The organism is Luteibacter aegosomatis (assembly GCF_023078455.1).
GTDB classification, from domain to species: domain Bacteria; phylum Pseudomonadota; class Gammaproteobacteria; order Xanthomonadales; family Rhodanobacteraceae; genus Luteibacter; species Luteibacter aegosomatis.
In genome coordinates this window covers 2695618-2720663 of the sequence record NZ_CP095740.1, presented here as the reverse complement: position 1 = coordinate 2720663, position 25046 = coordinate 2695618, and the positions used below count along the sequence as shown (strand labels likewise).

General features: G+C 63.7%; 23 protein-coding genes. 15 read left to right on the top strand and 8 right to left on the bottom strand.

Going from position 1 to position 25046, the window contains the following annotated elements; translation table 11 throughout:
• Positions 1-12: 12 nt before the first annotated feature.
• The 4 genes from L2Y94_RS12025 to L2Y94_RS12010 all read right to left on the bottom strand — a co-directional run bounded on the left by L2Y94_RS12025 (position 13) and on the right by L2Y94_RS12010 (position 5434).
• Entirely contained in the window at positions 13-936 is a 924-nt protein-coding gene (locus tag L2Y94_RS12025) for an MBL fold metallo-hydrolase (protein WP_247366713.1), read from the bottom strand.
• A 170-nt stretch (positions 937-1106) separates the two neighbouring features.
• Complete coding sequence (locus L2Y94_RS12020; protein WP_247366712.1) at positions 1107-2315, bottom strand: acetyl-CoA C-acyltransferase; 1209 nt, start codon at positions 2313-2315, stop codon at positions 1107-1109.
• A 51-nt stretch (positions 2316-2366) separates the two neighbouring features.
• Positions 2367-4733: a 3-hydroxyacyl-CoA dehydrogenase/enoyl-CoA hydratase family protein gene (locus L2Y94_RS12015; RefSeq protein WP_247366710.1), complete on the bottom strand. Its 2367-nt coding sequence runs from the start codon at positions 4731-4733 to the stop codon at positions 2367-2369.
• A 35-nt stretch (positions 4734-4768) separates the two neighbouring features.
• Positions 4769-5434, bottom strand: coding sequence for a TetR/AcrR family transcriptional regulator (locus L2Y94_RS12010; RefSeq protein WP_247366708.1), 666 nt, complete (start codon positions 5432-5434; stop codon positions 4769-4771).
• Between the two features lie 253 nt (positions 5435-5687).
• Here L2Y94_RS12010 and ndk point away from each other — a divergent pair, with 253 nt between their 5' ends.
• The 8 genes from ndk to moeB all read left to right on the top strand — a co-directional run bounded on the left by ndk (position 5688) and on the right by moeB (position 13697).
• On the top strand, positions 5688-6113 hold the full coding sequence (ndk, locus tag L2Y94_RS12005) for a nucleoside-diphosphate kinase (RefSeq protein WP_247366706.1): 426 nt from the start codon (positions 5688-5690) through the stop codon (positions 6111-6113).
• A gap of 2 nt (positions 6114-6115) precedes the next feature.
• Positions 6116-7246, top strand: a complete 1131-nt coding sequence (rlmN, locus tag L2Y94_RS12000; RefSeq protein WP_425602464.1) for a dual-specificity RNA methyltransferase RlmN — start codon at positions 6116-6118, stop codon at positions 7244-7246.
• Complete coding sequence (pilW, locus tag L2Y94_RS11995) at positions 7236-8006, top strand: type IV pilus biogenesis/stability protein PilW (RefSeq protein ID WP_247366699.1); 771 nt, start codon at positions 7236-7238, stop codon at positions 8004-8006. Before rlmN ends, pilW begins: the two co-directional genes overlap by 11 nt.
• Positions 8007-8095: 89 nt before the next feature.
• A complete protein-coding gene (locus L2Y94_RS11990) occupies positions 8096-9088 on the top strand; it encodes a helix-turn-helix domain-containing protein (RefSeq protein ID WP_247366696.1) in 993 nt (330 codons plus the stop codon).
• A 146-nt stretch (positions 9089-9234) separates the two neighbouring features.
• Complete coding sequence (locus L2Y94_RS11985) at positions 9235-9885, top strand: YfgM family protein (protein ID WP_247366694.1); 651 nt, start codon at positions 9235-9237, stop codon at positions 9883-9885.
• Entirely contained in the window at positions 9882-11078 is a 1197-nt protein-coding gene (gene bamB / locus L2Y94_RS11980; RefSeq protein ID WP_247366690.1) for an outer membrane protein assembly factor BamB, read from the top strand. Before L2Y94_RS11985 ends, bamB begins: the two co-directional genes overlap by 4 nt.
• A gap of 24 nt (positions 11079-11102) precedes the next feature.
• A complete protein-coding gene (gene der / locus L2Y94_RS11975) occupies positions 11103-12500 on the top strand; it encodes a ribosome biogenesis GTPase Der (RefSeq protein WP_247366687.1) in 1398 nt (465 codons plus the stop codon).
• Positions 12501-12527: 27 nt separating this feature from the next.
• On the top strand, positions 12528-13697 hold the full coding sequence (moeB, locus tag L2Y94_RS11970; protein WP_247366685.1) for a molybdopterin-synthase adenylyltransferase MoeB: 1170 nt from the start codon (positions 12528-12530) through the stop codon (positions 13695-13697).
• Here moeB and L2Y94_RS11965 read toward each other — a convergent pair.
• Positions 13658-14257, bottom strand: coding sequence for a GNAT family N-acetyltransferase (locus L2Y94_RS11965; RefSeq protein WP_247366683.1), 600 nt, complete (start codon positions 14255-14257; stop codon positions 13658-13660). The two genes, moeB and L2Y94_RS11965, sit on opposite strands and share 40 nt — an antisense overlap.
• A gap of 231 nt (positions 14258-14488) precedes the next feature.
• Here L2Y94_RS11965 and folD point away from each other — a divergent pair, with 231 nt between their 5' ends.
• The 3 genes from folD (at position 14489) to guaA (ending at position 18721) form a co-directional block, all read left to right on the top strand.
• Positions 14489-15343 carry a bifunctional methylenetetrahydrofolate dehydrogenase/methenyltetrahydrofolate cyclohydrolase FolD gene (gene folD, locus L2Y94_RS11960; protein WP_247366681.1) on the top strand — a complete coding sequence of 285 codons (855 nt, stop codon included), beginning with the start codon at positions 14489-14491 and terminating at the stop codon, positions 15341-15343.
• 269 nt (positions 15344-15612) lie between these two features.
• On the top strand, positions 15613-17070 hold the full coding sequence (guaB, locus tag L2Y94_RS11955) for an IMP dehydrogenase (RefSeq protein WP_247366678.1): 1458 nt from the start codon (positions 15613-15615) through the stop codon (positions 17068-17070).
• Between the two features lie 94 nt (positions 17071-17164).
• Complete coding sequence (guaA, locus tag L2Y94_RS11950; protein WP_247375225.1) at positions 17165-18721, top strand: glutamine-hydrolyzing GMP synthase; 1557 nt, start codon at positions 17165-17167, stop codon at positions 18719-18721.
• Between the two features lie 745 nt (positions 18722-19466).
• Here guaA and L2Y94_RS21440 read toward each other — a convergent pair.
• Complete coding sequence (locus tag L2Y94_RS21440) at positions 19467-19694, bottom strand: hypothetical protein (protein WP_247366677.1); 228 nt, start codon at positions 19692-19694, stop codon at positions 19467-19469.
• A 454-nt stretch (positions 19695-20148) separates the two neighbouring features.
• Between L2Y94_RS21440 and L2Y94_RS11940 the strand changes: the two genes are divergently transcribed.
• From L2Y94_RS11940 to L2Y94_RS11930, 3 genes are all read left to right on the top strand, one after another.
• Positions 20149-21603 carry an amidase family protein gene (locus L2Y94_RS11940; protein WP_247366664.1) on the top strand — a complete coding sequence of 485 codons (1455 nt, stop codon included), beginning with the start codon at positions 20149-20151 and terminating at the stop codon, positions 21601-21603.
• A 51-nt stretch (positions 21604-21654) separates the two neighbouring features.
• Entirely contained in the window at positions 21655-22146 is a 492-nt protein-coding gene (locus L2Y94_RS11935; protein WP_247366661.1) for a DUF302 domain-containing protein, read from the top strand.
• Positions 22147-22213: 67 nt separating this feature from the next.
• Entirely contained in the window at positions 22214-22783 is a 570-nt protein-coding gene (locus L2Y94_RS11930; protein WP_247366659.1) for a TetR/AcrR family transcriptional regulator, read from the top strand.
• Between the two features lie 545 nt (positions 22784-23328).
• Here L2Y94_RS11930 and L2Y94_RS11925 read toward each other — a convergent pair.
• Together L2Y94_RS11925 and L2Y94_RS11920 are read right to left on the bottom strand one after the other, a co-directional pair.
• Positions 23329-23736, bottom strand: a complete 408-nt coding sequence (locus L2Y94_RS11925; RefSeq protein ID WP_247366657.1) for a Rossmann-fold NAD(P)-binding domain-containing protein — start codon at positions 23734-23736, stop codon at positions 23329-23331.
• Positions 23737-24237, bottom strand: a complete 501-nt coding sequence (locus tag L2Y94_RS11920) for an SDR family NAD(P)-dependent oxidoreductase (RefSeq protein ID WP_247366655.1) — start codon at positions 24235-24237, stop codon at positions 23737-23739.
• Positions 24238-24458: 221 nt separating this feature from the next.
• Here L2Y94_RS11920 and L2Y94_RS11915 point away from each other — a divergent pair, with 221 nt between their 5' ends.
• Complete coding sequence (locus L2Y94_RS11915; RefSeq protein ID WP_247366653.1) at positions 24459-25031, top strand: TetR/AcrR family transcriptional regulator; 573 nt, start codon at positions 24459-24461, stop codon at positions 25029-25031.
• The last annotated feature ends 15 nt before the right edge of the window (positions 25032-25046 follow it).

Below are 25046 nucleotides of genomic sequence, written 5' to 3'. Positions count from 1 at the left end.
TCCGCGAAGGGGTTATCTCGCGCCGCGGTCGAGCCAGACCACGATGCCCTGCGCATTCAACCGGATGTCGATTTTCAGCAGCCCGACGATCTCGTCTCGCGACAATGCCACGCCGTGCCTGTGTGCACGCCCGACGTAAAGCTCGGCGAAGTCGTTGGCGATCCGCAACTCCCGGTCCGGCGCGCCCGCATGGCGTCGCGCGATCGCGACCATGGCATCGATCTGCTCGCGCAGGTCGTTCGCCAGCCGCGCCACGTCTTCCACGCGATCGTAATGGGTGAGGTACATCGCCTCGGGCTCGTAGCCCATCATGCGATCGATGGACGCATGCGCCTCATTTGGATCGAACTGTACGGGCGAGGTCGTGGGAATGACGAACGGTCCGTTGGCCGTATCGAACTCCCGGTACGACAGCCCGAAGATATCGCCCGTAAAGAAGGCATTCGCCCGTTCGTCGTGGATGGCGATGTGATGCTTGGCATGGCCCGGGGTATCGAGGCAAAGCAGCGCGCGACCAGCCAGGTCGACCACGAATCCGTCGGAGGCTTCGACCACGCGCTCCTTCGGTATCGGCACGATGTCGCCGTAATCGCGGCGCACCGCTTGCTCACCGTAGACCGCCGCGGCCCCGGCGATCAACACCGAGGGGTCGATCATGTGCCGCGCGCCGCGCGGATGCACGGCCAGGGTGGCGTGGGGCAAGTGCTTCATGAGTTCGCCCGCGCCACCGGCATGGTCGAGGTGGACGTGGGTCAGGATCACCCAGTCGATGTCCCCCGGACGAAGATCGGCCGCCTTGATCGCGTCGAGGAAGCGGGGTACCGAATGCGTGGTGCCGCTGTCGATGAACGCGCCGCGGCCGCGCTCGACCACGAGGTAGGCAGCGTCGAACGAAGGCCGGCCGAAGCCGGTGTCGATGGTGTGGATGCCGTGCATGGGCCGAGTCCTCTCTGACCGTTGCCGAAAGACCATCCTACCGGAGGGGGGAGCGGACCTTGTCCGCGAACCGGCGGCAGCCGGCTTCGTGCCCGTGTAGCGGCATCCTTCCCTGGATGCCGTGCCATGCCATGCCTATCCCGCCTTGGCGGATCCGGCAGGCAGAGGCTTCAGAGAGCCTCGAACACGCCCGCCGCGCCCATGCCCGTGCCGATGCACATCGTCACCATGCCGTACTTCTGCTTGCGGCGGCGCAGGCCGTGGATCAGCGTGGCGGCGCGGATGGCGCCGGTGGCGCCCAGCGGGTGGCCGAGGGCGATCGCGCCGCCCAGCGGATTCACCTTGGCCGGATCGAGGCCGAGGTCGCGAATCACGGCCAGCGCCTGGGCGGCGAAGGCCTCGTTCAGTTCGATCCAGTCCAGTTGGTCCACGCTGAGGCCGGTCTGCTTGAGTGCCTTGGGAATGGCCTCCTTCGGACCGATGCCCATGATCTCGGGGGCCACGCCGGCCACCGAGAAACCGACGAAGCGGGCGAGCGGGGTGAGGCCGTAGTCCTTGATGGCCTTTTCGCTGGCGAGCAGCAGCGCGCCGGCGCCGTCGGACATCTGCGAGGAATTGCCTGCCGTGACCGAACCGCCGAACTGGCCGTTGCGGAACACCGGACGCAGCTTGCCCAGCACCTCGAGCGACGTATCGGCGCGCGGGCCCTCGTCGATGGAGATGATGCGGCGGTCTTCCTTCACCGTGCGGTTCTTGAGATCCGGATAGCGGTCGTCGAGCTGGAACGGCGTGATCTCGTCGGCGAACTCGCCGGCCTGGATGGCGGCCAGAGCACGCTGATGCGACTGCAATGCGAAGGCGTCCTGGTCGTCGCGGCTCACCTTCCAGCGCTCGGCCACCTTCTCGGCGGTGATGCCCATGCCGAAGGCGATGGCGCGGTTCTCGTCGTTCTCGAAGATGGCCGGGTTCATCGCCACCTTGTGGCCCATCATCGGCACCATGCTCATCGACTCCGTGCCGCCGGCGAGCATGAGGTCGGCCTCGCCCAGGCGGATGCGGTCGGCGGCCATGGCGATGGCCTGCACGCCGGAGGAGCAGAAGCGATTGATGGTGACGCCCGGCACCTGCTCGGGCAGGCCGGCCAGCAGCACGCCGATGCGTGCCACGTTCATGCCTTGCTCGGCCTCGGGCATCGCGCAGCCGATGATCGCGTCGCCGATGGCGGCTGGATCGATACCCGGCGCCTGCTCGAGTACCGCGCGGATGACGTGCGCGAGCATGTCGTCGGGACGGGTGTTGCGGAACACGCCGCGCGGCGCCTTGCCTACCGGGGTGCGGGTGGCGGCGACGATGTAGGCGTCTTGCACTTGCTTGCTCATGGGGTGGTTCCTTTAAGGGGGCAGGTCGGATGCGTGAGAGCGCGTGGCGCGTCAGTTACGCAGCGGCTTGCCCGTCGTCATCGTGTGGGCGATGCGGGCCTGGGTCTTTTCGGTCTGCGCCAGTTCGACGAAGTGGCGGCGCTCGAGGGCGAGCAGCCATTCCTCGTCCACCTGCGAACCGCGTTCGATGCGGCCGCCGCTGAGCGTGTCGGCGATGCGGCCGGCGATCTCGACGTCGTGCGGCGAGGCGAAATAGCCTTCGACCATGTTCGCCAGCGAGGCCTTGAACGTGGCCGTGCCCACGTCGCCCGCGACCGGAATCGCGCGCGCGGGCAGCGGCGGGCGATAGCCGGCTTCGGCCATCGCCAGCGCCTGGGCCTTGGCGACGTGAAGCAGTTCGTAGGCGTTGAAGACGACCACGTCGTCCTTGCGCAGCAGGCCGAGCGACTTGGCCTCGAGGGCGCTACCCGAGACCTTGGCCATGGCGACCGTCTCGAACACCTTCTTGAGCGCCTCGAAGGGGTCTTCCGGGTTGGTTTGCGCGGCACGTACGGCCAGTTCCTTCAGGCCGCCGCCGGCGGGCAGCAGGCCCACGCCGGCCTCGACCAGGCCGATGTAGCTTTCCAGCGCGGCGACGGTGCGCGCCGAATGCATCTGGAACTCGCAGCCGCCGCCGAGGGCCAGGCCGCGCACGGCGGCCACCACCGGCACCAGCGAGTACTTGATGCGCATGCTGGTGGCCTGGAAGTTAGCCACCATCGCCTCGAACTCGGCCAGCTTGCCGGCCTGCAACAATCCGAGCGCGCCCTTGAGGTCGGCGCCCGCCGAGAACGGCTCCGACGGCTGCCACAGCACCACGCCGCGGAACTGCTGTTCGGCGAGGCCGATGGCATGCTGGATGCCGTCGAGCACATGGTCGTTGACCGTGTGCATCTTGGTCTTGAACGAGATGACGCCAATGCCGTCGCCCGTGGTCCACAGGCGGATACCGTCGTTTTCCCAGACGGTGGTGCCCTGGTCGAAACGTTCGCCGAGGATGGGGTCGGGGAACGCCTGGCGCTGGTAGACCGGATGCGTGGAGCGCGGCTTCTCGGCATCGGCGCTGGCCGAGTAGGAGCCGCCCTTGCCGTGCACGCCGTCGCGGGCAGTGACCCAGGCGGGCAGAGGCGCGTTGCTCATGGCCTTGCCGGCGGCGATGTCCTCGGCGATCCAGCCGGCGACCTGCTTCCAGCCCGCGGCCTGCCACAACTCGAACGGACCGAGCTTCCAGCCGTAGCCCCAGCGGATGGCGAAGTCGACGTCCCGCGCGGTGTCCGCGATGTCGGCCAGGTGGTAGGCGGTGTAGTGGAAGAGGTCGCGGAAAACGGCCCAGAGGAACTGGGCCTGCGTATCGGACGATGCGCGCAGCTTGGCGAACTTCTCGGCCGGATCCTTGATGGCGAGGATGGCGGCGACCTCATCGGACGCCTTGCCTTCGGAGGGGCGGTAATCCTGCTTCTGCAGGTCGAGCACGACGATGTCCTTGCCCGCCTTGCGATAGAAGCCCGCGCCGGTTTTCTGGCCGAGCGCGCCCTTGTCGATCAGGCCCTTGAGCCACGCGGGCGGCTGGAAATAGCTGTGCCAGGGATCGTCGGGCAGGGTGTCGCCCATGGTCTTGACCACGTGGGCGAGGGTATCCAGGCCCACCACGTCGGCCGTGCGATAGGTGGCGCTCTTCGGACGGCCGATGGCCGGGCCGGTGAGCGCATCGACGGTGTCGAAGCCCAGGCCGAATTTTTCGGTGTGGTACATCGTGGACAGCATCGAGAACACGCCGATGCGGTTGCCGATGAAGTTGGGCGTATCGCGCGCGTAGACCACGCCCTTGCCCAGCGCGGTGGTGAGGAAGGCTTCCAGGCCTTCGAGCACGGATGCGTCGGTCAGCTTCGTGGGGATCAGCTCCACCAGGTGCATGTAGCGCGGCGGATTGAAGAAGTGCACGCCGGTGAAGCGGTGGCGCAGCTGTTCCGGCAGCGCCTCGGCCAAGCCGTTGATCGACAGGCCCGAGGTGTTGCTCGCCAGCACGGCGGTGGCCGACACGTGCGGGGCGATCTTCGTGTAGAGGTCGAGCTTCCAGTCCATCCGCTCGGCGATGGCTTCGATCACGAGGTCGACGTCGGCGAGCTGGCCGAGGTCGTCGTCATAGTTGGCCGGGATGATGGCGGCGCCCAGCGATTTCTCGGCCAGCGGCGCGGGGGACAGCTTGGCCAGGTTGGCGATGGCCTTGAGCGCGATGCCGCTCTTGGGACCTTCCTTCGCGGGAAGGTCGAACAGCACGGTTTCCACGTTGGCGTTCGTCAGGTGCGCGGCGATCTGCGCGCCCATGACGCCGGCGCCGAGTACCGCGGCCTTGCGAATGCGTAACGGTGTTGCGGTCATGGTGTTCTCCGATGGTGCAAAGAAGATCGTCCCGGTCAGTGGCTGGCCGTGGCGTGGGATGGGGAGGTGGCGGCGCGCATGCCGGCGGCGGCGAAGCGGATGAGGTGGTCGGCCGCGGCCTCGCGGTGGTCGCGCTCGGTGACGTCGCCCTTGCGCTGGATGATGCCGAAGTCGGCCATGGCGTAGGTCAGCGCGCCGGTCACGATGTCGAGGCGCCAGTAGATCTCCTCTTTGCCCAATTTCGGCAAGAGTCGCCCGAATTCGGCGGCGAACTGGCGAAGCACGTGGCCGTAGTTTTCCGAGAGGAACCGGCGCAGCGTCTCGTTGTGTTCGGCGTAGGCCCGGGCCAGGACGCGAACGAAGGCCGCGCCGCCGCCGTCGCTGCGGGAGAGGTCGAGGGCCGGACGGATGTAGGCGTCGAGGACACCCTCCAGCGTGGTTCCGGGCTCGCCGGCCACCTTCGCCAGGGCCGCCAGACGGCGCGTATTGAGCTCGTCGAGGCGTCGGCGGAACACTTCCTCGATGAGTTTGTCCTTCGAGCCGAAGTGGTAGTTGACGGCCGCCAGATTGACGCGGGCCGCGGCGGTGACCTGACGGAGCGAGGCCCCGGCGAAGCCGTGGGTGGCGAAAAGGGCCTCGGCGGCGCCCAGGATCCGCTCCTTGGTGCTGCGTTCCCGGGAGGCGTAGGGTGCGCTCGTCATGTCGGAGGACTCCGAGGGCTGGGGGTTTGAATCAAACGATTGTTTGAGAATACGCCCGGGGCTTCGCCAGGGTCAATGTGCGCCGCGACAGGCCTGCAAAACGCCTTGCGGATCAGCTAGAATCTGTCAAGATTTCGTGCGCTAAGTCCGTCATTCCTGACGGCTTTGGCTGCAGACTTCCCACCGGGCGCATCTTTCCGCCCCGGTATTCTTTTATTTGCCGTCTCTTTTTTCACATTCCCGGAGCACCCCCATGGCGCTGGAGCGCACCCTTTCGATCATCAAGCCGGATGCCGTCAAGAAGAACGTCATCGGCGAAATCGTCGCCCGTTTCGAGAAGGCCGGCCTCAAGGTCGTCGCCCAGCGCATGCAGCAGCTGAGCCAGGCCGAAGCCGAAGGCTTCTATGCCGTGCACAAGGAGCGTCCGTTCTTCAAGGCGCTCGTCGAGTTCATGATCTCCGGTCCGGTCGTCATCCAGGTGCTGGAAGGCGAGGGCGCCATCCTCAAGAACCGCGAACTCATGGGTGCCACCAATCCGAAGGAAGCCGCGCCGGGCACCATTCGCGCCGACTTCGCCGAATCGATCGACGCCAACGCCGTCCACGGCTCCGATGCCGCCGAGACCGCCGCGGTCGAGATCGCCTACTTCTTCCGCACGACGGAAGTCGTTTCGCACTGAGAATTGCCGTGAATACGCCTGCCGACAAGGTCAACCTGCTCGACTTCGACCGCCAGGGACTGCGCGATTTCTTCGCCGGCCTGGGCGAGAAGCCGTATCGCGCCGACCAGGTCATGAAGTGGATCTACCACCGCCTGGAAAGCGACTTCGGCAAGATGACCGACGTCGGCAAGGCCCTGCGCGAAAAGCTCGACGCCAGCTGTTACGTCGGGCCGCCGTCCACCGTGTTCGAGAAGGGCGCGGTCGACGGCACGCACAAGTGGTTGCTCGGCATGGATGGCGGCAACGCCATCGAGACCGTCTACATCCCGGAACCCACCCGTGGCACGTTGTGCGTGTCCTCGCAGGTGGGTTGCGCCCTGAACTGCCAGTTCTGCTCCACGGCCACCCAGGGCTTCTCCCGCAACCTGTCCACGGCCGAGATCATCGGCCAGGTCTGGGTCGCGGCCAAATACCTCGGCAACGTGCCGCACCAGCAGCGCCGCATCACCAACGTGGTGATGATGGGCATGGGCGAGCCGCTGCTGAATTTCGACAACGTGGTGAAGGCCATGAGCCTGATGCGCGACGACCTGGGCTTCGGCCTGGCGAGCAAGCGCGTCACGTTGTCCACGGCCGGCCTGGTGCCGATGATCGACCGGCTCTCGGCCGAAAGCGACGTTTCGCTGGCGGTATCCCTGCACGCGGCCAACGATGAGCTGCGCACCGAGCTGGTGCCGCTCAACAAGCGTTACCCGCTGGCCGAGCTGATGGGTGCGTGCGAACGCTACATCCGCCGTGCGCCGCGCACGTCGATCACGTTCGAGTACACCCTGATGAAGGGCGTGAACGACCGTCCCGAGCATGCGCGCCAGCTCGTCAAGTTCATGCGCCGCCTGCCGGGCAACAACAAGGTCAACCTCATTCCGTTCAATCCGTTCCCTGGCGCTCGGTTCGAGCGTTCGGGGGCGGACGATATCCGTGCTTTCCAGACCCAATTGCTCAATGCCGGCGTGCTGACGATGCTGCGCCGTACCCGTGGCGACGACATCGACGCCGCCTGCGGCCAGCTCAAGGGCCAGGTGGTGGACCGCACCCGACGCCAGGCCGAATTCCGCAAGAAGCTCGAAGAAGGGGTAGTGAATGCGGCTTGACCGGTGGGTCTTGCTGTCGGGGCTCATTCTCGCGTGCGCCGGTTGTGCCGGCGGCGGATCCGGCCTGCGCCCAACGACGGCGGCCGATAACCGGGCCAAGGGCGCGGAAGTCCACACCCAGCTCGGCCAACGTTACATGGAGCAGGGCGACCTCAAGGGCGCCATGGAAAAGCTGCAGAAGGCCCTGCAGTTCGATCCCAAGTACGTGCCGGCCAATACCGTGATCGCCGTTCTCTACGAGCGCATCAACGATCCGGCAAATGCCGAGTTGTATTACCGCAAGGCTGCCGAATTGGACCCCAAGAGCGGTGCGGTGAACAACAACTTCGCCGTGTTCCTGTGCAAGCAGCATCGCGGAGGGGAAGCCAAGCCTTATTTCGACAAGGCCCTGGCCGACCCCTTCTACGAAACGCCCGATCTCGCCCTGGCCAATGCCGGCACCTGCCAGATGCAGTCCAACGACTACGACGCGGCGGAGGGATATTTCCGCAAGGCGCTCGATCGCAACGCCAACAACGCCGACGCCCTGTATCAGATGGCTCACGTGTTGTACCTTAAGAACGATGCATTCCGGGCACGCGCCTTCCTGCAGCGCTTCGAGGCGCTGGGGAATCCCAGTCCGGACGCGTTGAAGCTCGGTCACGATATCGAGCTCCGTCTGGGTAACGGGGAGGGTGCCCAGGACTACGCCAAACGGTTGCGCCAACAGTTCCCGGATTCGGAACCGGCGCATGCTATCGAAGCCACCGCACGTCAATGACTTCAGTTCCCTCGAATACCCCCGGGCGTGACGGACGCGAGCAGGATCTGTTCGCGGGCGGCGATGCACCCATTTCCAAGGAGGACGCCATGGACCCGCAGCAGGTCGAACCAGCGGACGCCAGCGGTCGCGTCATCATCGATCACGTGCACGAAGCCGGTTTCGGCTCGCGTCTGCGTGCCGCCCGAGAGGCGCGCGGCTACACCGTGGAGGCCTGCGGCCAGGCGCTGCGCCTGCCCAGCCGCCTGCTGCGCCAGCTCGAAGCGGGCGACTATTCCGGCATCGATTACCAGGTGTACCTCGCCGGTTACCTGGGCAAATACGGCCGCCATGTGGGCGTCGACGACGAAGCCATCCAGGCCGAGGTCGCCCGGCTCACTCCGCGCCAGCCCGAACTCGTGGTCACCGGTGGCGTATCGCACTCGCGGTACCTGCTCGAGCGCTACGTGACGGCCGCTACCTATGTGGTGCTGACGGCGGTCATCGTGGTTCCCATGGTCTGGTTGGGCGTGCGCGGCACGCTCGATCGCGACATGCCCCGCCTCGCGCCGCTCGACGCCACGCCGGTGGCGCAACAGGATGCCCCGGCGCCGGCCACCTCCAGCGCCATCGCCGCCACCGCTCCGAACACGGTCGCATCGACCCCGCCGTCGCCGTCGCCCGAGACCCACGTGGATGAGCAGCAGCCCGTGCTCGCATCGATGGCGATGTTCCCGTCGCTGGACCATGCCGTCGCGCGCAGCCCGCTGGCCACTGCCGCGGCGACGCCCGAGGGCGAGGCGAGCGGCGCCGCCCAGGGTCAGGGCCAGGGCGCGCACAGCCTGAGCCTCAACCTGCCGTCCGCCAGTTGGGTGGAGGTCACCTCCGCCGACGGCTCGCGCCTGGAATACGGCATTCTCCCGGCCGGTACCCAGAAGTCGTACCACAGCGACGGGGCCCTCGACGTCCGCATCGGCAACGCCTCCGGCGCCCAGGTGTCCATCGACGGCCAGCCGGTGCAGCTCGACAGCTTCCGCCGCGCCAACGTGGCCCGCTTCCACGTCGACGTGCGCGACGGCAAGGCATCCCCGGTCGCCAACTGACCGGGCCATAACGGCGCTACCCACGCGGTGGCGCCGTCCGCGCGCACTTTTCGGGTATCCTTGCCTATTGATCCACGCCGCCGTCCCCGACGGTCGGCGTAGGCCCTTTTCCACGTTTTGCTGCGCGGAGCGCAGCGGGTGACTGCATGGCATTCGACGTATACGACGACTACGAACAGGGCGAACGCGTCCAGCAATGGTTGCGCAAGAACGGCGGCAGCATCGTCGTGGGCATCGCCCTCGGTCTGGTGCTCATCTTCGGCTGGCAGCAGTGGAAGTCCCATCGCGCCGGCCATGAGCAGGCCGCGGCCTCCGAGTATTCCGCCTTGCAGGCCGCCGTGGCGCAGAAACGCACGAACGAGATCGACCTGCGCACCGAAACCCTCATGAAGGACTACGCCGACACGGCGTGGTCGGTCTTCGCGGTGGGCGAGCGTGCCCAGCGCAACGTGATGGACGGTCAGCTCGACAAGGCGGCCGGCGATCTGGAATGGGCGAAGACCCATGCCTCGGACGACACGCTGAAAACCCTTTTCACGCTGCGCGAAGCCCAGCTGAAGTACGCCCAGGGCAAGCCGCAGGACGCCATCGCCGCACTCGACGCGATGAAGGGCGCCGCGTTCGCCTCGCTCGCGGCGGAACTCCGCGGTGACGCGCTGGTCAAGCTGGGACGCGCCGACGAGGCGCGCAAGGCCTATCAGGCGGCCATCGCCGCCATGGGCGAAAGCGCACCGCAGCGCGGTGTGGTTCAAACCAAACTTGATGATCTGGCCGTGGCCGGGAAGCAGGGTGCATGAAACGTCTTTGGGCAATCGCGTTGACTTCGTCGCTGGTCGTACTGGCCGGCTGCCACTCGTTCAAGAAGGAAAACGTCGAACCGCCGACCCCGCTCGACAAGAAGTTCGAACCGACCATCAAGGTCGAGCGCCTGTGGAAGTCCAGCATCGGTGACGGTGCGGCCGAGTCAGGCGTGCGCATGCGTCCGACCGTGGTGAACGGCGTGGTCTACGCCGCCAGCACCGATGGCAAGATCGCCGCCTTCGATGCCAATACCGGCAAGACGATCTGGTCCAAGAGCACCCGCCAGCACGGCTGGTTCGGCTGGGGCGACTCCAAGCGCGAGGATGCCCGTTTCTCGGGTGGCCCCGGCGCGGCGGACGACCTGGTCGCCGTGGGCACGCTCGACGGCCATGTTTACGCGATGAACGCGAAGGACGGCGAGCGTCGCTGGGCGGCCGAGGTGTCCTCCGAAGTGATCACCACTCCCGCCATCGTCGGCGGCCTGGTGGTCGTGCGTTGCAACGACGGTCGCGTGTACGGCCTCGATGCCGGTACCGGCGAGCGCCGCTGGGTGTTCGACCAGGCGCAGATTCCGGCGCTCAGCCTGCGTGGCAACGGCCGCCTGCTGATCGCCAACGGCGTGGTCTTCATGGGCAGCGATGCCGGCAAGCTCGTCGCCGTGCGCCTGGACAACGGCGAAAAGCTCTGGGAGCAGACCCTCGCCAGCGGCGAAGGCCGTACCGAAATCGATCGCCTCAGCGACGCCGACGGCGCCATCGTGCTCGACGGCACCACGCTTTTCGGTGCCGCCTATCACGGCCAGCTCACCGCGGTGGACGGCCCCAGTGGCCGGCCGCTGTGGAACCATGGCTTTTCCAGCTACACCTCGCTCGACGTCCATGGCAACGCCGTGTTCGGCGTGGATGACGTGTCGCAGGTCTATGCCTTCGACAAGTCCAGCGGTGCCAACATCTGGAAGCAGGACGGTCTGAAATACCGTTGGCTCACCGGTCCGGCGGCGCAGGGCGACTACATCGTGGTGGGCGATCTCGACGGCCACATCCACTGGCTCAACGGTGCCGACGGCAAGATCGTCGGTCGTGAGCGTCTGTCGAAGAAAGCCATTCGCGCCCAGCCGGTCGTGTCCGGCGACACCGTATATGTCGAGGACGTGGAAGGCCATATCGGCGCTTACCGCATCTCGCGCTGAACCTGAAGGACACCCGCTTTCCCCATGTTGCCCGTCATCGCCCTGGTCGGCCGCCCCAATGTCGGTAAGTCGACCCTCTTCAATGTGCTGACGCGTAGCAGGGACGCGCTTGTCGCAGATATGCCCGGTGTCACCCGCGATCGCCATTACGGCGTCTGCCATCTCGGTGCCCGCCCCTTCGTGGTGGTGGACACCGGCGGTCTGTCCGGCAGCGACGAAGGCATCGAAGGCCTGACCGCCCAGCAGGTGCGCCTGGCCATCGCCGAGGCGAACGTGCTCGTCTTCGTGGTGGACGCCCGCGACGGCGTGTTGCCGCTGGACGCCGCGATCCTCGGCGAGCTGCGCCGCAGCGGCAAGCCGATCATCGTCGTCGTCAACAAGACCGACGGCACCGACGAGCCGACCGTCATGGCCGAGTTCGCGTCGTTCGGCGTGGCCGAAACCATCGCGGCCTCGGCAGCCCACAGCCGGGGCGTCGACGTACTCGTGGCCCGTGCGATGCCGCACCTGCCTGAAGACGAGGACGAAGCGCCGTCGGAAGAAGAGCAGGGCATCCGCGTAGCCATCGTCGGTCGTCCGAACGCGGGCAAGTCCACGCTGATCAATCGCCTGCTCGGCGAAGACCGCCTGATCGTCTCCGACATGGCCGGCACCACGCGCGATCCCATTCGCGTGTCGCTCGAGCGCGACGGCCGACGCTACACCCTGATCGACACCGCCGGCGTCCGCCGCAAGGCCCGCGTCGAGGAAGCGGTGGAGAAGTTCAGCGTCATCAAGACCTTGCAGTCCATTGCTGCGGCGCAGGTCACGGTCATCATGATCGACGCGAGGGAGAACCTAGCCGACCAGGACCTTACGCTCATCGGCCACGTAATCGAAGAAGGGCGGGCCTTGGTCATTGCCGTCAACAAGTGGGACGGCATGGACAGCTACCAGCGGGAGCAGACCCAGAAGGCGCTCGAGCGCCGCCTGCAGTTCGCCGACTGGGCCAAGACGGTATTCATTTCCGCGCTGCACGGCTCGGGCCTGCGCGAGCTGATGAAGGCGGTGATTCGCGCCCACGCCGCGGCCACCAAGGAGCTGGGCTCCTCGGAACTCACCCGTACGCTGGAGCGCGCCTACGAGGCCTATCAGCCGCCGCTGGTGCGCGGCCATGCGCCGAAGCTGCGCTTCGCGCATCCGGGTGGCTCCAATCCGCCCACCATCGTGATCCACGGTAGCCGTACCAAGCACATCGCACCGGCGTATCGTCGTTACCTGGAAGGCTTCTTCCGCAAGCGCTTCCGGCTCGAAGGCACGCCCATCCGCATCGACTTCCGCGACGGCGACAATCCCTTCGCCGGTCGCCGCAACGTGTTGACGGAAAGCCAGCAGCGCCACCGTCAGCGCATGATTCGCAACGCGAAGCGGCGCGGCAAGTAACGCGCCGACCTTCGTGGAGGTGTCGCCATGAACGAAGGTCTCGATCGCGAACGCTGGCTGTCCGACCTGCGTTCGCGTATTGCCGAAATTCCCGCCGACGCGGCCCATGCCCGGCAACGCGCGGGCGCCTTGCTGATCGACGTTCGCGAAGACAACGAGCGCGCCTCGGGCACGCCGTTGGGCGCCCTCGGGCTCTCTCGCGGTTTCCTCGAGTTGCGCATCGAGCAGGCCGAGCCCGACCGTGATCGGGACATCGTCGTGCTCTGTGGGAGCGGGCAGCGTTCCTTGCTTGCCGCCGAGGCACTCCAGCGCATGGGTTATCGCCGGCTGGCCTCGGTCGCCGGTGGCATGGGGGCCTGGAAAACCGCCGGCCTGCCCGTCATGGCGGGAGCATTGGATGCCGATGCCGCCGAGCGCTATTCGCGGCAGGTGCTGCTGCCGCAGGTCGGCGAGGCCGGGCAGGCCAGGCTCGCGGACGCACGGGTAGCGGTGATCGGCGCGGGCGGACTGGGTGCCCCGGCCTTGCTCTACCTCGCCGCCGCGGGTGTGGGCCGAATCACCCTCATCGACGACGACCGGGTCGAGCGCTCGAACCTGCATCGTCAGGTCGTCCATGCCGATGCGCGCGTCGGCATGAGCAAGGCGGAATCCGCCCGCATGACCCTCGCGGCGCTCAACCCGCGCATCACGGTCGATACGGCTGTCGAGCGCCTGCGCGCCGACAACGTCGAGGCGCTGATTCGTGATCACGACGTCGTGCTGGACGGAGCCGACAATTTCGCCACGCGCTATCTGCTGGCCGCCGCGACACGGCGGCTGGGCATGCCGCTGATCTACGCTGCCATCGAGCGTTTCACCGGGCAGGTGAGCGTGTTCGATCCGCGCCGCGACGACTCACCGTGCTACCGCTGTCTGTTTCCCGAGCCACCGTCGGCGGCCGATGCCCCCAATTGCGCCGAAGCCGGCGTCCTGGGTGTTCTGCCAGGTACCCTGGGACTCGTGCAGGCCACCGAGGCGATCAAGCTGATACTGGGCATCGGCGAGCCGCTGGTGGGACGGCTGCTCACCTACGATGCCCTGGCGATGCGCTTTCGCGAACTCGCCCTCCGTCGCGACCCGCAGTGCCCAGGCTGTGGCGCGAACGCCCGCTTCGAGGGTTACGTGGATCTCGAGCGCATGTGCGCCGCGGCCGGCTGAAGGTCTTCCGGCACGACGGAATACATCGCCGAATCGACGGGTTCTCCTTGAATAACCAATCGGTTACGGAGTATCCCTTCGAAAGTACCTCCAATGCGCTCGGCCGCCCTGCGACTGGGCAGGTTGTCGTGCGCGGCGACGATCTCGATGCGCGAGATGCCTACCGTCTCGAAGGCGAAGCGCAAGGCGAGTGCACCGGCCCGGGTCACGTAGCCCTTGCCCTGCGCCGAGCTGCGCAGCCAGTAGCCGAGATTGGCGAAGCGGTGCTCGCGATGGCGTTGATTGACGCCCATGCCGCCGAGGAATCGGTCGGTCTGGGCGTCCACGATGAGCATCTCGAAACCGTCGCCAAGCAGCCACGCCTGCTTGCACTGGCGTATCCAGTCCTGCGCCGTGGCCGTGTCGTAGTCCGGCCGCGCCCAGGCCAGCCATCGGCCCGCGCTCGCCGCCGACTCACGTACGGCCTCGGCCAGCGCATCGGCGTCGCCGTCGCGGTAGGCTCGCAAGCGGATGACGCCATCGGTGAGGTCTTGCGGGTAAGGCACTGTATCGATGGTCATTCGTATCGGCGTGTCGGCATGGCTGGGGACCGACATCGTCGGCGATGATCAGATTATCGCAAGCCGTCATCGCGGGCAGGGTCCGATGCCTCCCTTAAGTAGCCGTACGGACGCGTAAGGGTGGCCTACCGAAGGGTGGGAGCGAACCCTGTTCGCGATTCCAGCGAAGCGGTTGTCCACAAGGTAAGCCAAATCACCGATAATCCACCGCTTTTCCCAGGGCGACCTTCCATGACCGCACGCATCCTCGACGGCAAGCGCATCGCCCAGGAACTGCTCGACCACATCGGCCGCCGCGTCGCCAAGCGCGTGGCGCAAGGCCGCAAGCCTCCGGGCCTGGCAGTGGTGCTTGTCGGCGAAGACCCGGCTTCCGCGGTCTACGTCAAAAACAAGCGCCGTGCCTGCCAGCAGGTCGGCTTCGAGTCGTTCGGCTACGACCTCCCGGCCAGCACGTCGCAGGACGAACTGTTCGCCCTTATCGACAGGCTCAACGCCGATCCGGCCGTGCACGGCATCCTCGTGCAGTCGCCACTGCCGCATCACATCGACGAGGACGCCCTGGTCGACCGCATCGATGCACGCAAGGACGTGGACGGCTTCCAGGCGGTGAATGTGGGCCGCCTCGCGCTGCGCCGCTTCGGCCTGCGGCCTTGCACGCCCAAGGGCGTGATGACCTTGCTCGGCCATACGGATCATCCGGTGCGCGGTCGTCACGCGGTGATCGTCGGGGTGTCGAACCACGTGGGTCGACCCTTGGCGCTCGAGATGCTTATTGCCGGTGCAACAGTGACTTGCTGCCACAAGTTCACGCAAAATCTTGAAAGCTTCGTGTCCCAGGCCGACATCCTCGTGGTGGCTGCCGGCAAGCCGGGCTTGGTCAAGGGCGATTGGGTCAAGCCTGGCGCGGTAGTGATCGACGTCGGCATCAACCGCCTCGAGGACGGCCGCCTCGTGGGCGACGTGGAGTTCGCCCTCGCTGCCGAACGCGCCTCGTGGATCACTCCTGTCCCCGGCGGCGTCGGCCCGATGACCGTCGCGACGCTGATGGAAAACACCCTGGAAGCGGCCGAGGCCCTCGATCCCTGAGGGACCGGGCAGGGCGTTCGCCGATGCGATCGGCTCCCACCCTTCGGTAGGACGGGCTGTTTCGGTTCGTGGCAAGCGAGCTGCCGGAAGGGTGTTGGCGGACCGTGTCCGCGAATCCTGCGGAAAAGGACTTCCACCTGCCGGCCGGAAGGCTTCCACAACATCGGGTCCTCCACCACGGGCCCGACCCCAACATTCAGTGCCACCCCCACTGTCGCAATGCTGCAACGCGGGGTATAATGGCGTGATTTACTCGCGGGACTAATGCTATGCGCATCCTTGCCGAGGCACTCACTTACGACGACGTGTTTCTGGTTCCCGGCCACTCCACGGTTCTGCCGCGCGATGTGGATACCTCGACGCGGTTCACCCGCGGTCTTCGTCTGAACATTCCCATCGTGTCCGCCGCCATGGACACCGTGACCGAAGCGCGCCTCGCCATCACGATGGCCCAGAACGGCGGCATAGGCATCATCCACAAGAACCTCACGGCCGATCAGCAGGCCGCCGAGGTGCGCCTGGTGAAGAAGTTCGAAGCCGGCGTCATCCGCAGCCCCATCACCGTGCGTCCCGATACGTCCATCGGTGAAGTGCTCCAGCTGACCCGCGCGCACAACATCTCCGGCGTGCCGGTCGTCGACGGCGAACGCCTCGTCGGCATCGTCACCGGCCGCGACATGCGCTTCGAGCGCAAGCTCGACGACCCCGTCCGCAACATCATGACCCGCGAAGAGCGGTTGATCACGGTGAAAGAGGGCGCCTCGCACGACGAAGTGCTGCAACTGCTGCACAAGAACCGCATCGAGAAGGTCCTGGTCGTCAACGACGGCTTCCAGCTCCGTGGCCTCATCACGGTGAAGGACATCCAGAAGGCGCGCGACAACCCCAACGCCGCCAAGGATTCGCACGAGCGTCTCGTGGTCGGCGCCGCGGTGGGCGTGGGCGGCGACACCGAGCAGCGCGTCGAAGCGCTGGTCGAGGCGGGCGTCGACGTCATCGTGGTCGATACGGCCCATGGCCATTCGCAGGGCGTGATCGATCGCGCCGGCTGGGTGAAGAAGCGCTACCCGCAGGTGCAGGTCATCGCCGGCAACATCGTCACCGGCGACGCCGCGCGCGCACTGCTCGACGCCGGCGTCGACGCCGTCAAGGTCGGCGTGGGCCCGGGTTCCATCTGCACCACCCGCATCGTCACCGGCATCGGCGTGCCGCAGATCACCTCCATCGACATGGTCGCCACCGCGCTGAAGGGCGAGATCCCGCTCATCGCCGACGGCGGCATCCGCTACTCCGGCGACATTCCCAAGGCCCTCGCCGCGGGTGCGTCCTCGGTGATGCTGGGCTCCATGTTCGCCGGCACCGAGGAATCGCCGGGCGAGGTCGAGCTGTTCCAGGGACGCTCCTACAAGAGCTACCGCGGCATGGGCTCCATCGGCGCCATGCAGTTGGGCTCGAAGGACCGCTACTTCCAGGACGAAGCCGACGCCGACAAGCTCGTGCCCGAGGGCATCGAGGGTCGCGTGCCGTACCGCGGCTCCATCCGCAACATCATCCACCAGCTGATGGGTGGCCTGCGCGCCTCCATGGGCTACATGGGCACGGCTAACATCGAAGAGATCCACGAGAAGGCCCAGTTCGTGAAGGTGACGGGCGCGGGCGTGCGCGAGGCGCATCCGCACGACGTCCAGATCACCAAGGAAGCCCCGAACTACCGCGTACTGGACTGATGCCCTCCGGCACCCGATCCAGGTAACACAGGACGCCCGCGCCACGTGGGCGTTCTGCTTTTCGCACACCGTATTTTCCATGCAGGCCGCCACGATGACCGACCTCCACAGCGACAAGATCCTCATCCTCGACTTCGGCTCGCAGTACACGCAGCTGATCGCCCGCCGCATCCGCGAGATCGGCGTCTACTGCGAAGTCTGGGCCTGGGATCACGCGCCCGAGGACATCCCGGCCTTCGCGCCGCGCGGCGTCATCCTGTCCGGCGGTCCCGAGTCGGTCACCGAGGTGGATTCGCCGCGCGCCCCGCAGGTCGTGTTCGAGTTGGGCGTGCCGGTACTGGGCATCTGCTACGGCATGCAGACCATGTCCGAGCAGCTCGGCGGCAAAGTCGAGGCTGGTCACCATCGCGAATTCGGCCCGGCGACGGTCACCTTCGCCAGTTGCGGCCTATTCGACAGCGTGATGGCCGACGGCGAATCGCTCGGCGTGTGGATGTCGCACGGCGATCGCGTCACCGCGCTGCCCGACGGCTTCCGTCCGACGGCCTCCACGCCCAGCCTGCCGCTGGCCGCCATGGCCGACGATGAGCGCCGCTTCTACGGCCTGCAGTTCCATCCCGAGGTCACCCACACGAAGAAGGGCATGGAACTGCTCCGCCGCTTCGTCGTCGACCTCTGCGGCTCGGCCACACTGTGGGATGCCGCCCACATCATCGAGGACGCCGTCGAGCGCGTCCGTGATCAGGTCGGCAGCGACCGTGTGCTGCTGGGCTTGAGCGGCGGCGTGGATTCCTCCGTGGTCGCCGCGCTGCTGGAAAAGGCCATCGGCGACCAGCTCACCTGCGTCTTCGTCGACACCGGCCTCCTGCGCTACCAGGAAGGCGACCAGGTGATGGCCACCATGGCCGAGCACATGGGCGTCAACGTCATCCGTGTGGACGCGAAGCAGCGCTTCTTCGACGCCCTGGCCGGCGTGGAAGACCCGGAAGCCAAGCGCAAGGTCATCGGCCGCCTGTTCGTCGAGGTGTTCGACGAGGAGTCGGCCAAGCTCGAAGGCGTGAAGTGGCTTGCCCAGGGCACGATCTACCCGGACGTCATCGAGTCCGCCGGCAGCAAGACGGGCAAGGCCCACGTCATCAAGAGCCACCACAACGTCGGCGGCCTGCCGGAGCACATGAAGCTCAAGCTCGTCGAACCCTTGCGCGAGCTGTTCAAGGACGAGGTCCGCCGCATCGGCGTCGAACTCGGCCTGCCGCGCGAGATGGTCTACCGGCACCCGTTCCCGGGTCCCGGCCTGGGCGTGCGCGTGCTGGGCGAGGTCAAGGCGGAATACGTCGACCTGCTCCAGCGCGCCGATGCGATCTTCATCGAAGAACTTCGTGCCCACGGGCTGTACGACCGCGTGAGCCAGGCCTTCGCCGTGTTCCTGCCGGTGCGCTCGGTGGGCGTGGTCGGCGACGGACGCGCCTACGAATGGGTGATCGCGTTGCGTGCCGTCGAGACCATCGACTTCATGACGGCGCACTGGGCGCACTTGCCTTACGACTTCCTCGACAAGTGTTCGACTCGTATTATTAACGAGTTGCGTGGTATTTCTCGTGTTGTTTATGACATTTCGGGAAAGCCGCCCGCGACGATCGAGTGGGAGTGAAATCAGGTCCTTCGGGGACTATTGATTTAAAATGACATACGTCGTGGTGGCTATCGTCGGCCAGTGGAACAGGCGGTGGAACTGGCGTTAAGACTGGAGGCCTGATTAAGACCGTCCCGTTCGCTATTCAGATCAAACCCGTCTTCGAGGGTAAAGGTCTCCTCGGAAACCGTGTTACGCGGCTTTCCTGGCATCAGCAGGTCTCTTGGCCGCTGACGGTAAAAGCCGTCCCGAAACAGAAAAAAAGATGTCGATGCTTATCGACACAGCACTGCGCAATCTCAAGATAAGCACCGCCGTTCTCGAAGTCGAGTGCGTCGGATACTAGCCTCTTACGACCCTCCGAATTGCACGTCGTGACCGTCGCGAGTCAGCCATCGTTGGGTCACGGCGTCGGGGGAGAAGATCTTCACCACGTCGTACATCCCTCGATCGAACTTCGCTATGGCGAGCGCCTGCTAAAGGTACGGTGACGCGACCGGGTTCGAACGTATTGCTCGATAGTGTTCGCGCTTTCCATTGCGCGTACGTTCACGGGTACATAACTACTCGGCCAACGGCCTGTCTGAACATCACGTAGGCATGTGAGGCTTAGGCTTCGTGCAATCGAAATTTCTTATCAATCAAAACTTTCAGCTCCCCCCCTCGCAACACGCTCCAATAAACTCTGCACGTACGAGCGTGCTCAGAGTCCAACAGCGTAGGAAAGAAGATGCCATGCAGGCTCTGATTCCTCGCCAAATGCTTACCGGGTCGAGCGTGTCCTGGTTTCGGCCAGAAACTCCAACCGTAATAATCCGCCTTCTATATGCCAGCGCCTGGCGATGCTGTCGAGAATAAGGTCTACGCCTCGGCCATCCGTCAGTGCCGCAATCTCTTTCACAAAATCATTTGTGACTGAATTTATTCCGGCCGTCATGCCATAGGGCTTCGGGCGCGAGAGGCGTGCGTCATCTGACGTGGTGGCATACACGATAGCTCCGGCACGATGGGCCAACTGGACCGTGGCCCATCCTGGTGCACCCGCTCCCGAATGAATCAGTGCCGATTGTCCGCTGACTAAATCGCCTGCGCCAAAAAGCACTCGTGTGCAGCGTCCCATCAACAGGTACGGCGGCGATAGTCATATCGAGGAGTCGGGAATCAGCCATGTATCCGCGGCTGGGCCCTCGAACGAGGGATGGAGGTGCTTCGGGAACCCTAGTCTTCGTGTCCTGCTGGCGCGAAATGGCACGCTCAGTTCAACGCCTTCTCGCCGTCTTCCAAGTGCCGGTCTCGCGTCTCTATGTCCCTGCAGATGCCCAGCGCTTGCATCTGCCTGACCTATAAATTATGATCGTAATGTAGAAGTACGATCATACGTCAATGATGCTCATTGGGCGGGGTGCTAAATCAGCCATGAGTTTCCAAATAAGTGAGGTTATGCCATGCAGGAAAGAACTAAAGCGACCAGTACACCCAAGACCGACGCGCTTGCATCGCTTGGTGTCGCTGCAGCAGCCCAGGCCATCCGAAAGGGTGAAATCTCGTCTGAGTCGTATGCGAGCGCGCTGCTGCAGCGGGCGCGAGAGCACGTCGACCTGAACGCGTTCATCACGATTGACGAAAATGCGTTACTGGAGGCTGCGAGGAAGGCTGACAAGGCAATCGCCTCAGGGGCAACCGCGCCGCTTCTTGGTGTGCCCGTCGCGATCAAAGATAGTTATCTCACGGAGGGGATCCGCTCAACCATTGGTTTGTCGACTCTGGATCGTTTCGTACCAGAACATGACTCCGATGCGGTGCAGGCAATCAAAGACGGTGGCGGCATCGTTTTCGGAAAAAACAATCTGGTGGAAATGTCCTTTGGGCTGACCGGTCACAACGAAACCTACGGTCAAGCGAAAAACCCTCATAACGTAGATTACGTCTCAGGCGGATCATCCGGAGGTGGTGGTGTATCCGTAGCGGCACGTATCGTGCCGGCTGCCCTGGGCGGCGATACCATTGGCTCGATTCGTGTGCCGGCATCGTTCTGCGGTGTGGTCGGCTTCAAACCCACCACTGGCCGTTGGCCTCGTAGTGGCGTTGCACCAATTTCTCATACGCTCGATACCACCGGTGTGTTTGCCCGAAGTGTGGACGACTGCATTCTGATCGATCGAGTCGTAACCCGGGATGAGACCCCTGACGCCAACGGGCATTCTGATCTGAAGGGTGTAACGCTGGCCTATGCGCCGCATCAATATCTGGAAATGGTTGCTTCTGAAGTCGCAGCGCGGTTCAACGAAACCCTCCGTCAGTTGCGCGATGCTGGCGCGAATGTGGTGGAGGTCGATCTTGGCCAAGATTTCTCTAGCCGTGCTTTGTCTGCGACATGGAATATTTTCTTCCGTGAGACCAGAGCTGCGGTCGAAAAATTCATCCGTCAAAACAATGTACCCACCACCTTCGACGACATCTTTGATGGCCTGAAGCCGGGCTTGAAGAATGCCTGGGCTCATTTGGTCCTCTCGAACGGACCAGGGTACATCTCCGACGAGGTCTATAACACTGCGCTGTCGGACGAACGCCGAGAAATAGAGCGTCGCTATGCCCAAGCATTCCGGGGCACCGGTGCTGAGGCGCTGATTCTGCCTACGACGCCGGTTCCCGCGCCAATGATCGGGCAGGAGGACAAGATACTGCTGGGTGGTCAAGAGATGAACCAGCTGGTAATTGCGAACAACACTATTCCCGCAAGCGCGGCTGGGCTTCCAGGCATTAGTCTTCCAATGGGCCTATCCAATAAAGGACTGCCGATCGGTCTTGAACTCGAGGGTCCTTTCGGTCGAGACAGGGCGCTTCTGTACATCGCTCGTCGCGTAGAAGCGGTGCTGGGTACGTTGCCCGCACCTATCTAATCGCAGCTCACCATTCCGCAGCCTTGAAGGCTGCGTCACCTGAGGGTTGATATGTCAAAGAAAATTTATGAAGTAAAAACGATTGCTGTCGAGCATGTCACTATTTGTTCGAATAACCCGTTTTCTATGGTTCGGACCAAGCTGGAAGGGCTGGTTAGTCGTATTGACGACGGTATTTTTACTCTATTGCGTTATGGCGAAACTGCGCGCGCATTGAAAGAGCTTGAGGCGTTGCCCGCTCTTTCGATATTTGGATTTCGAGATCATGGCGCATTATTGGGAATTGCGGGTCCGCGACGTAATTCAATTCAATACGATATTGGAAATCCTCTTACTGCATCAAAAATGACGAAACACGATATATCGGCGGGTCTTTATGCACCCATTCGTGTTCTTCTTCGTGAGGATTTGCACGGCGAGGTGGCTTTTGAGTACGACCGGCCCATTTCCATGTTCGGACAATTTGAAAGCCAAGAGATTGACGCAGTTGCCACACAGTTGGACAAGGATCTTCGTGCTGTTCTTGAAGAGGCCGCGGCATGACCTCGTGCAGGGGCGCAAGGAGCAATACACGCTAGGTTTTGGTTGTTGAATTGATTGGTGAAAATTTATGCGTTTTGAAAAAGGTCATAAGGAAAGTACGCGTAGGCGCATCATTAAGGTCGCTTCAAAACGATTTCGTCGAGATGGGATAGCGGCGTCAGGTCTTGCCGGAATTATGGCTGAATCAGGGCTGACAAACGGTGCCTTCTACCCACATTTTGACTCTAAAGAGACTTTGGTCAAAGAGGCCCTTTCAAGCGCATTGAATGATCAGCATGCTGCACTAACGAATGACAGAGCAGGCCCAGCCAATATTGAGGATGCTATTCGCAGTTATCTCAATAAATCGCATCTGTTGGGTTGTGACGAGGGGTGTCCTTCCGCGGCCCTGCTGCCCGAGATTGGTCGTCAACCCGAATCGACAAAAAAAATGTACGAGGAAGCATACCGCTTATACATTGAAGGCTTGGCAATGTTTCTCCCTGAGCCTGAGCCCGCCAAAAGTCGACAGCAATCAGCAGCTGTTTTTGCTCTAATGGTCGGTACTATTCAAATTGCTCGCGCTGTGTCAGATTCACAACTTGCCGACGAAATTATCGAGAATGGAGTGCAGGCAGCGTTGAAGTTGTCTCGCTAGTGAGACGCATGTCGGTGATTTTATAACCCATGTTAGATAGTAAATGCCAAGATTAATGATTGAATTTTCTGAGAATATATCTATAAAAAGATTATCGTAACTTTTATGTTGCCGACTTCTACGTTGATTTCCGCATCTGCGATTGCGGCAGCGGACCAAAACTGGAGCCGCTAAGACGCAATTTGTTGAAGCAGATGGTACTCACTTTACGTACCGCACTATTGGGGTGCAGAGCGGAACTCCATTGATTTTGCTTCGGCACTTAGCCAACCCCGAAAGACTCAGGGAGTCTTCGACCCGCAGGCCGCCGGACCGGCCTCGACGGTGGCACAGCCGGCCGCCCCGGCCACCGTGCAGAACCGGCCCCCAGCAAGTACAACAGCCAGGCCTGTGGACAGAGCCGCGCGCAGGCAGTGTGGAATCGCATCATTTTGCCGGACACCTCCTCGCTCACCTACCCGATCTCTGTCTTGCTTTCCTCCATGCGCTCAAACATGCCGTGCAGCGGTCAGGACCTTCTGCCCGGAAGGACTCAAGGGCATGGGCTACCGGATTCCTTTTTGCCGGGAGCCACCGTGCTCCGCCGAAGAAGCCTTGCGCGGTCCATTGAGTTGATTCAGACCGAGGCCTTCCAGCAATTGCGCCTGAACCGACTCGGCCTGTGCATTCATGACGTCGGTACCGAACGGCTGGCCTACGACCACTCGTGCCGGCCGCGAGCCGGCCGGCAGGTCGATGATCGTGGCAATGGCATCGGCGACATCGTGCGGATTGGGAGCATTCTCGCTCTGGAAAAGGTCCATCAACGTCTGGACCATCATTTCGGGGACTTTGCCGACCTCGCCATACTCGGCTGAGCGGCCTTCGTCAGCAGGTCGCTGGGCACTCGCAAAAATACCTGTCGGATAGTTGCTGGGTTGTACAAGCACGATATCGACCCCCAGCGCCGACAATTAGTACCGGTAGCTGTCCGTCAACGCCTCGAGCGCGAACTTCGACGCACCGTAAAGGCCGAAGAACGGGAAGGTCACGCGACCGAGGATCGATCCGATGTTGATTGCGAGCCCTTGGCCTTGCCGGCGGAAAGAGGGAAGCACGGCTCTCAGCATCCGCTGAACCCCAAAGACGTTTACCTCAAAGAGCGCTCTGGCCTGATCGGCGGTGAATGATTCGGAAACACCCGCCGAACCGATGCCGGCGTTGTTCACGATGACATCCAGGTGTTTGGCCTGTGCCAACACGGACGCCACCCCGCGCTCGACACTGACGTCGTCTGTCACATCGAGCTCAACGACTTCGACACCCAAGGCGCGTAATGCCTCGGCAGGTTGCCGGTTGCGCCCGGCCGGCTCGCGCATGGCAGCGTAGACCCGGTGTCCCGCTTTAGCCAGTGTTTCCGCCGTGTCGCGACCGAAGCCGCTGCTGGCGCCAGTGATAAGGACAGTCTTGGACATCGTGGATACCTTTCTAGTGATCATGGACTGAAACACCCGGCCAGCCGTTGCATGTTTGGATGTTCATTGACATCAAATTGGATGTCGTTCGAACTCTAAAGTCAAGCACCACGTGCCCAACCGGGCAGCGCTTGGGTTAAGGGCTGGAATGATATTTAGATGTTGGGTACAATCTATCTAAAGCGCCGCTTGCTTGTTCGACAACCGATGGGTCGTGTCACATGAGAAAGTCCAGGCAGGAATCCGCAGAGACCCGACGACGCATTGTGGAAGCGGCGTCGCTCGAATTCCGTAGCCGTGGCATAAGCGGGGCGGGGGTGGCCGACGTCATGGCTGCGGCCGGGCTGACGCAAGGGGGCTTCTATAAGCACTTCGAGTCAAAGGAGCACGTGGTCGAAGAGTCCTTGACGTTTGCCTTGGAGTCGATGGTCGAGGCCATGGCGAACACCCTGGCAGCCACGCCTGGCAAGCGTGGGCTTCAGAAGGGGATCGCGGATTATCTCTCCCTCGAATATCGCGACGACGTGGCCAACGGCTGCCCGTTTGTCGCGCTGGCAGGCGAGGTCGCGAGAAGCAGCGAGTCCGTACGCGACGCGATGACGACGGGGTTCGTCAAGATGGCGGAGTTGATTGCTGGTCGACTGGAAATGCCTGCTGCGGCTGCCAGGAAAGAGGCCCTGACGATGCTGTCGACGATGATCGGGGCGGTGACGATGGCTCGCGTAGTAACCGATCCAAGCCTTTCCGCATCCATTCTTGAACAGGCCCGTAAGCATCTGGCTCGGCTGTCCTGATCCGGAATTCGGTCA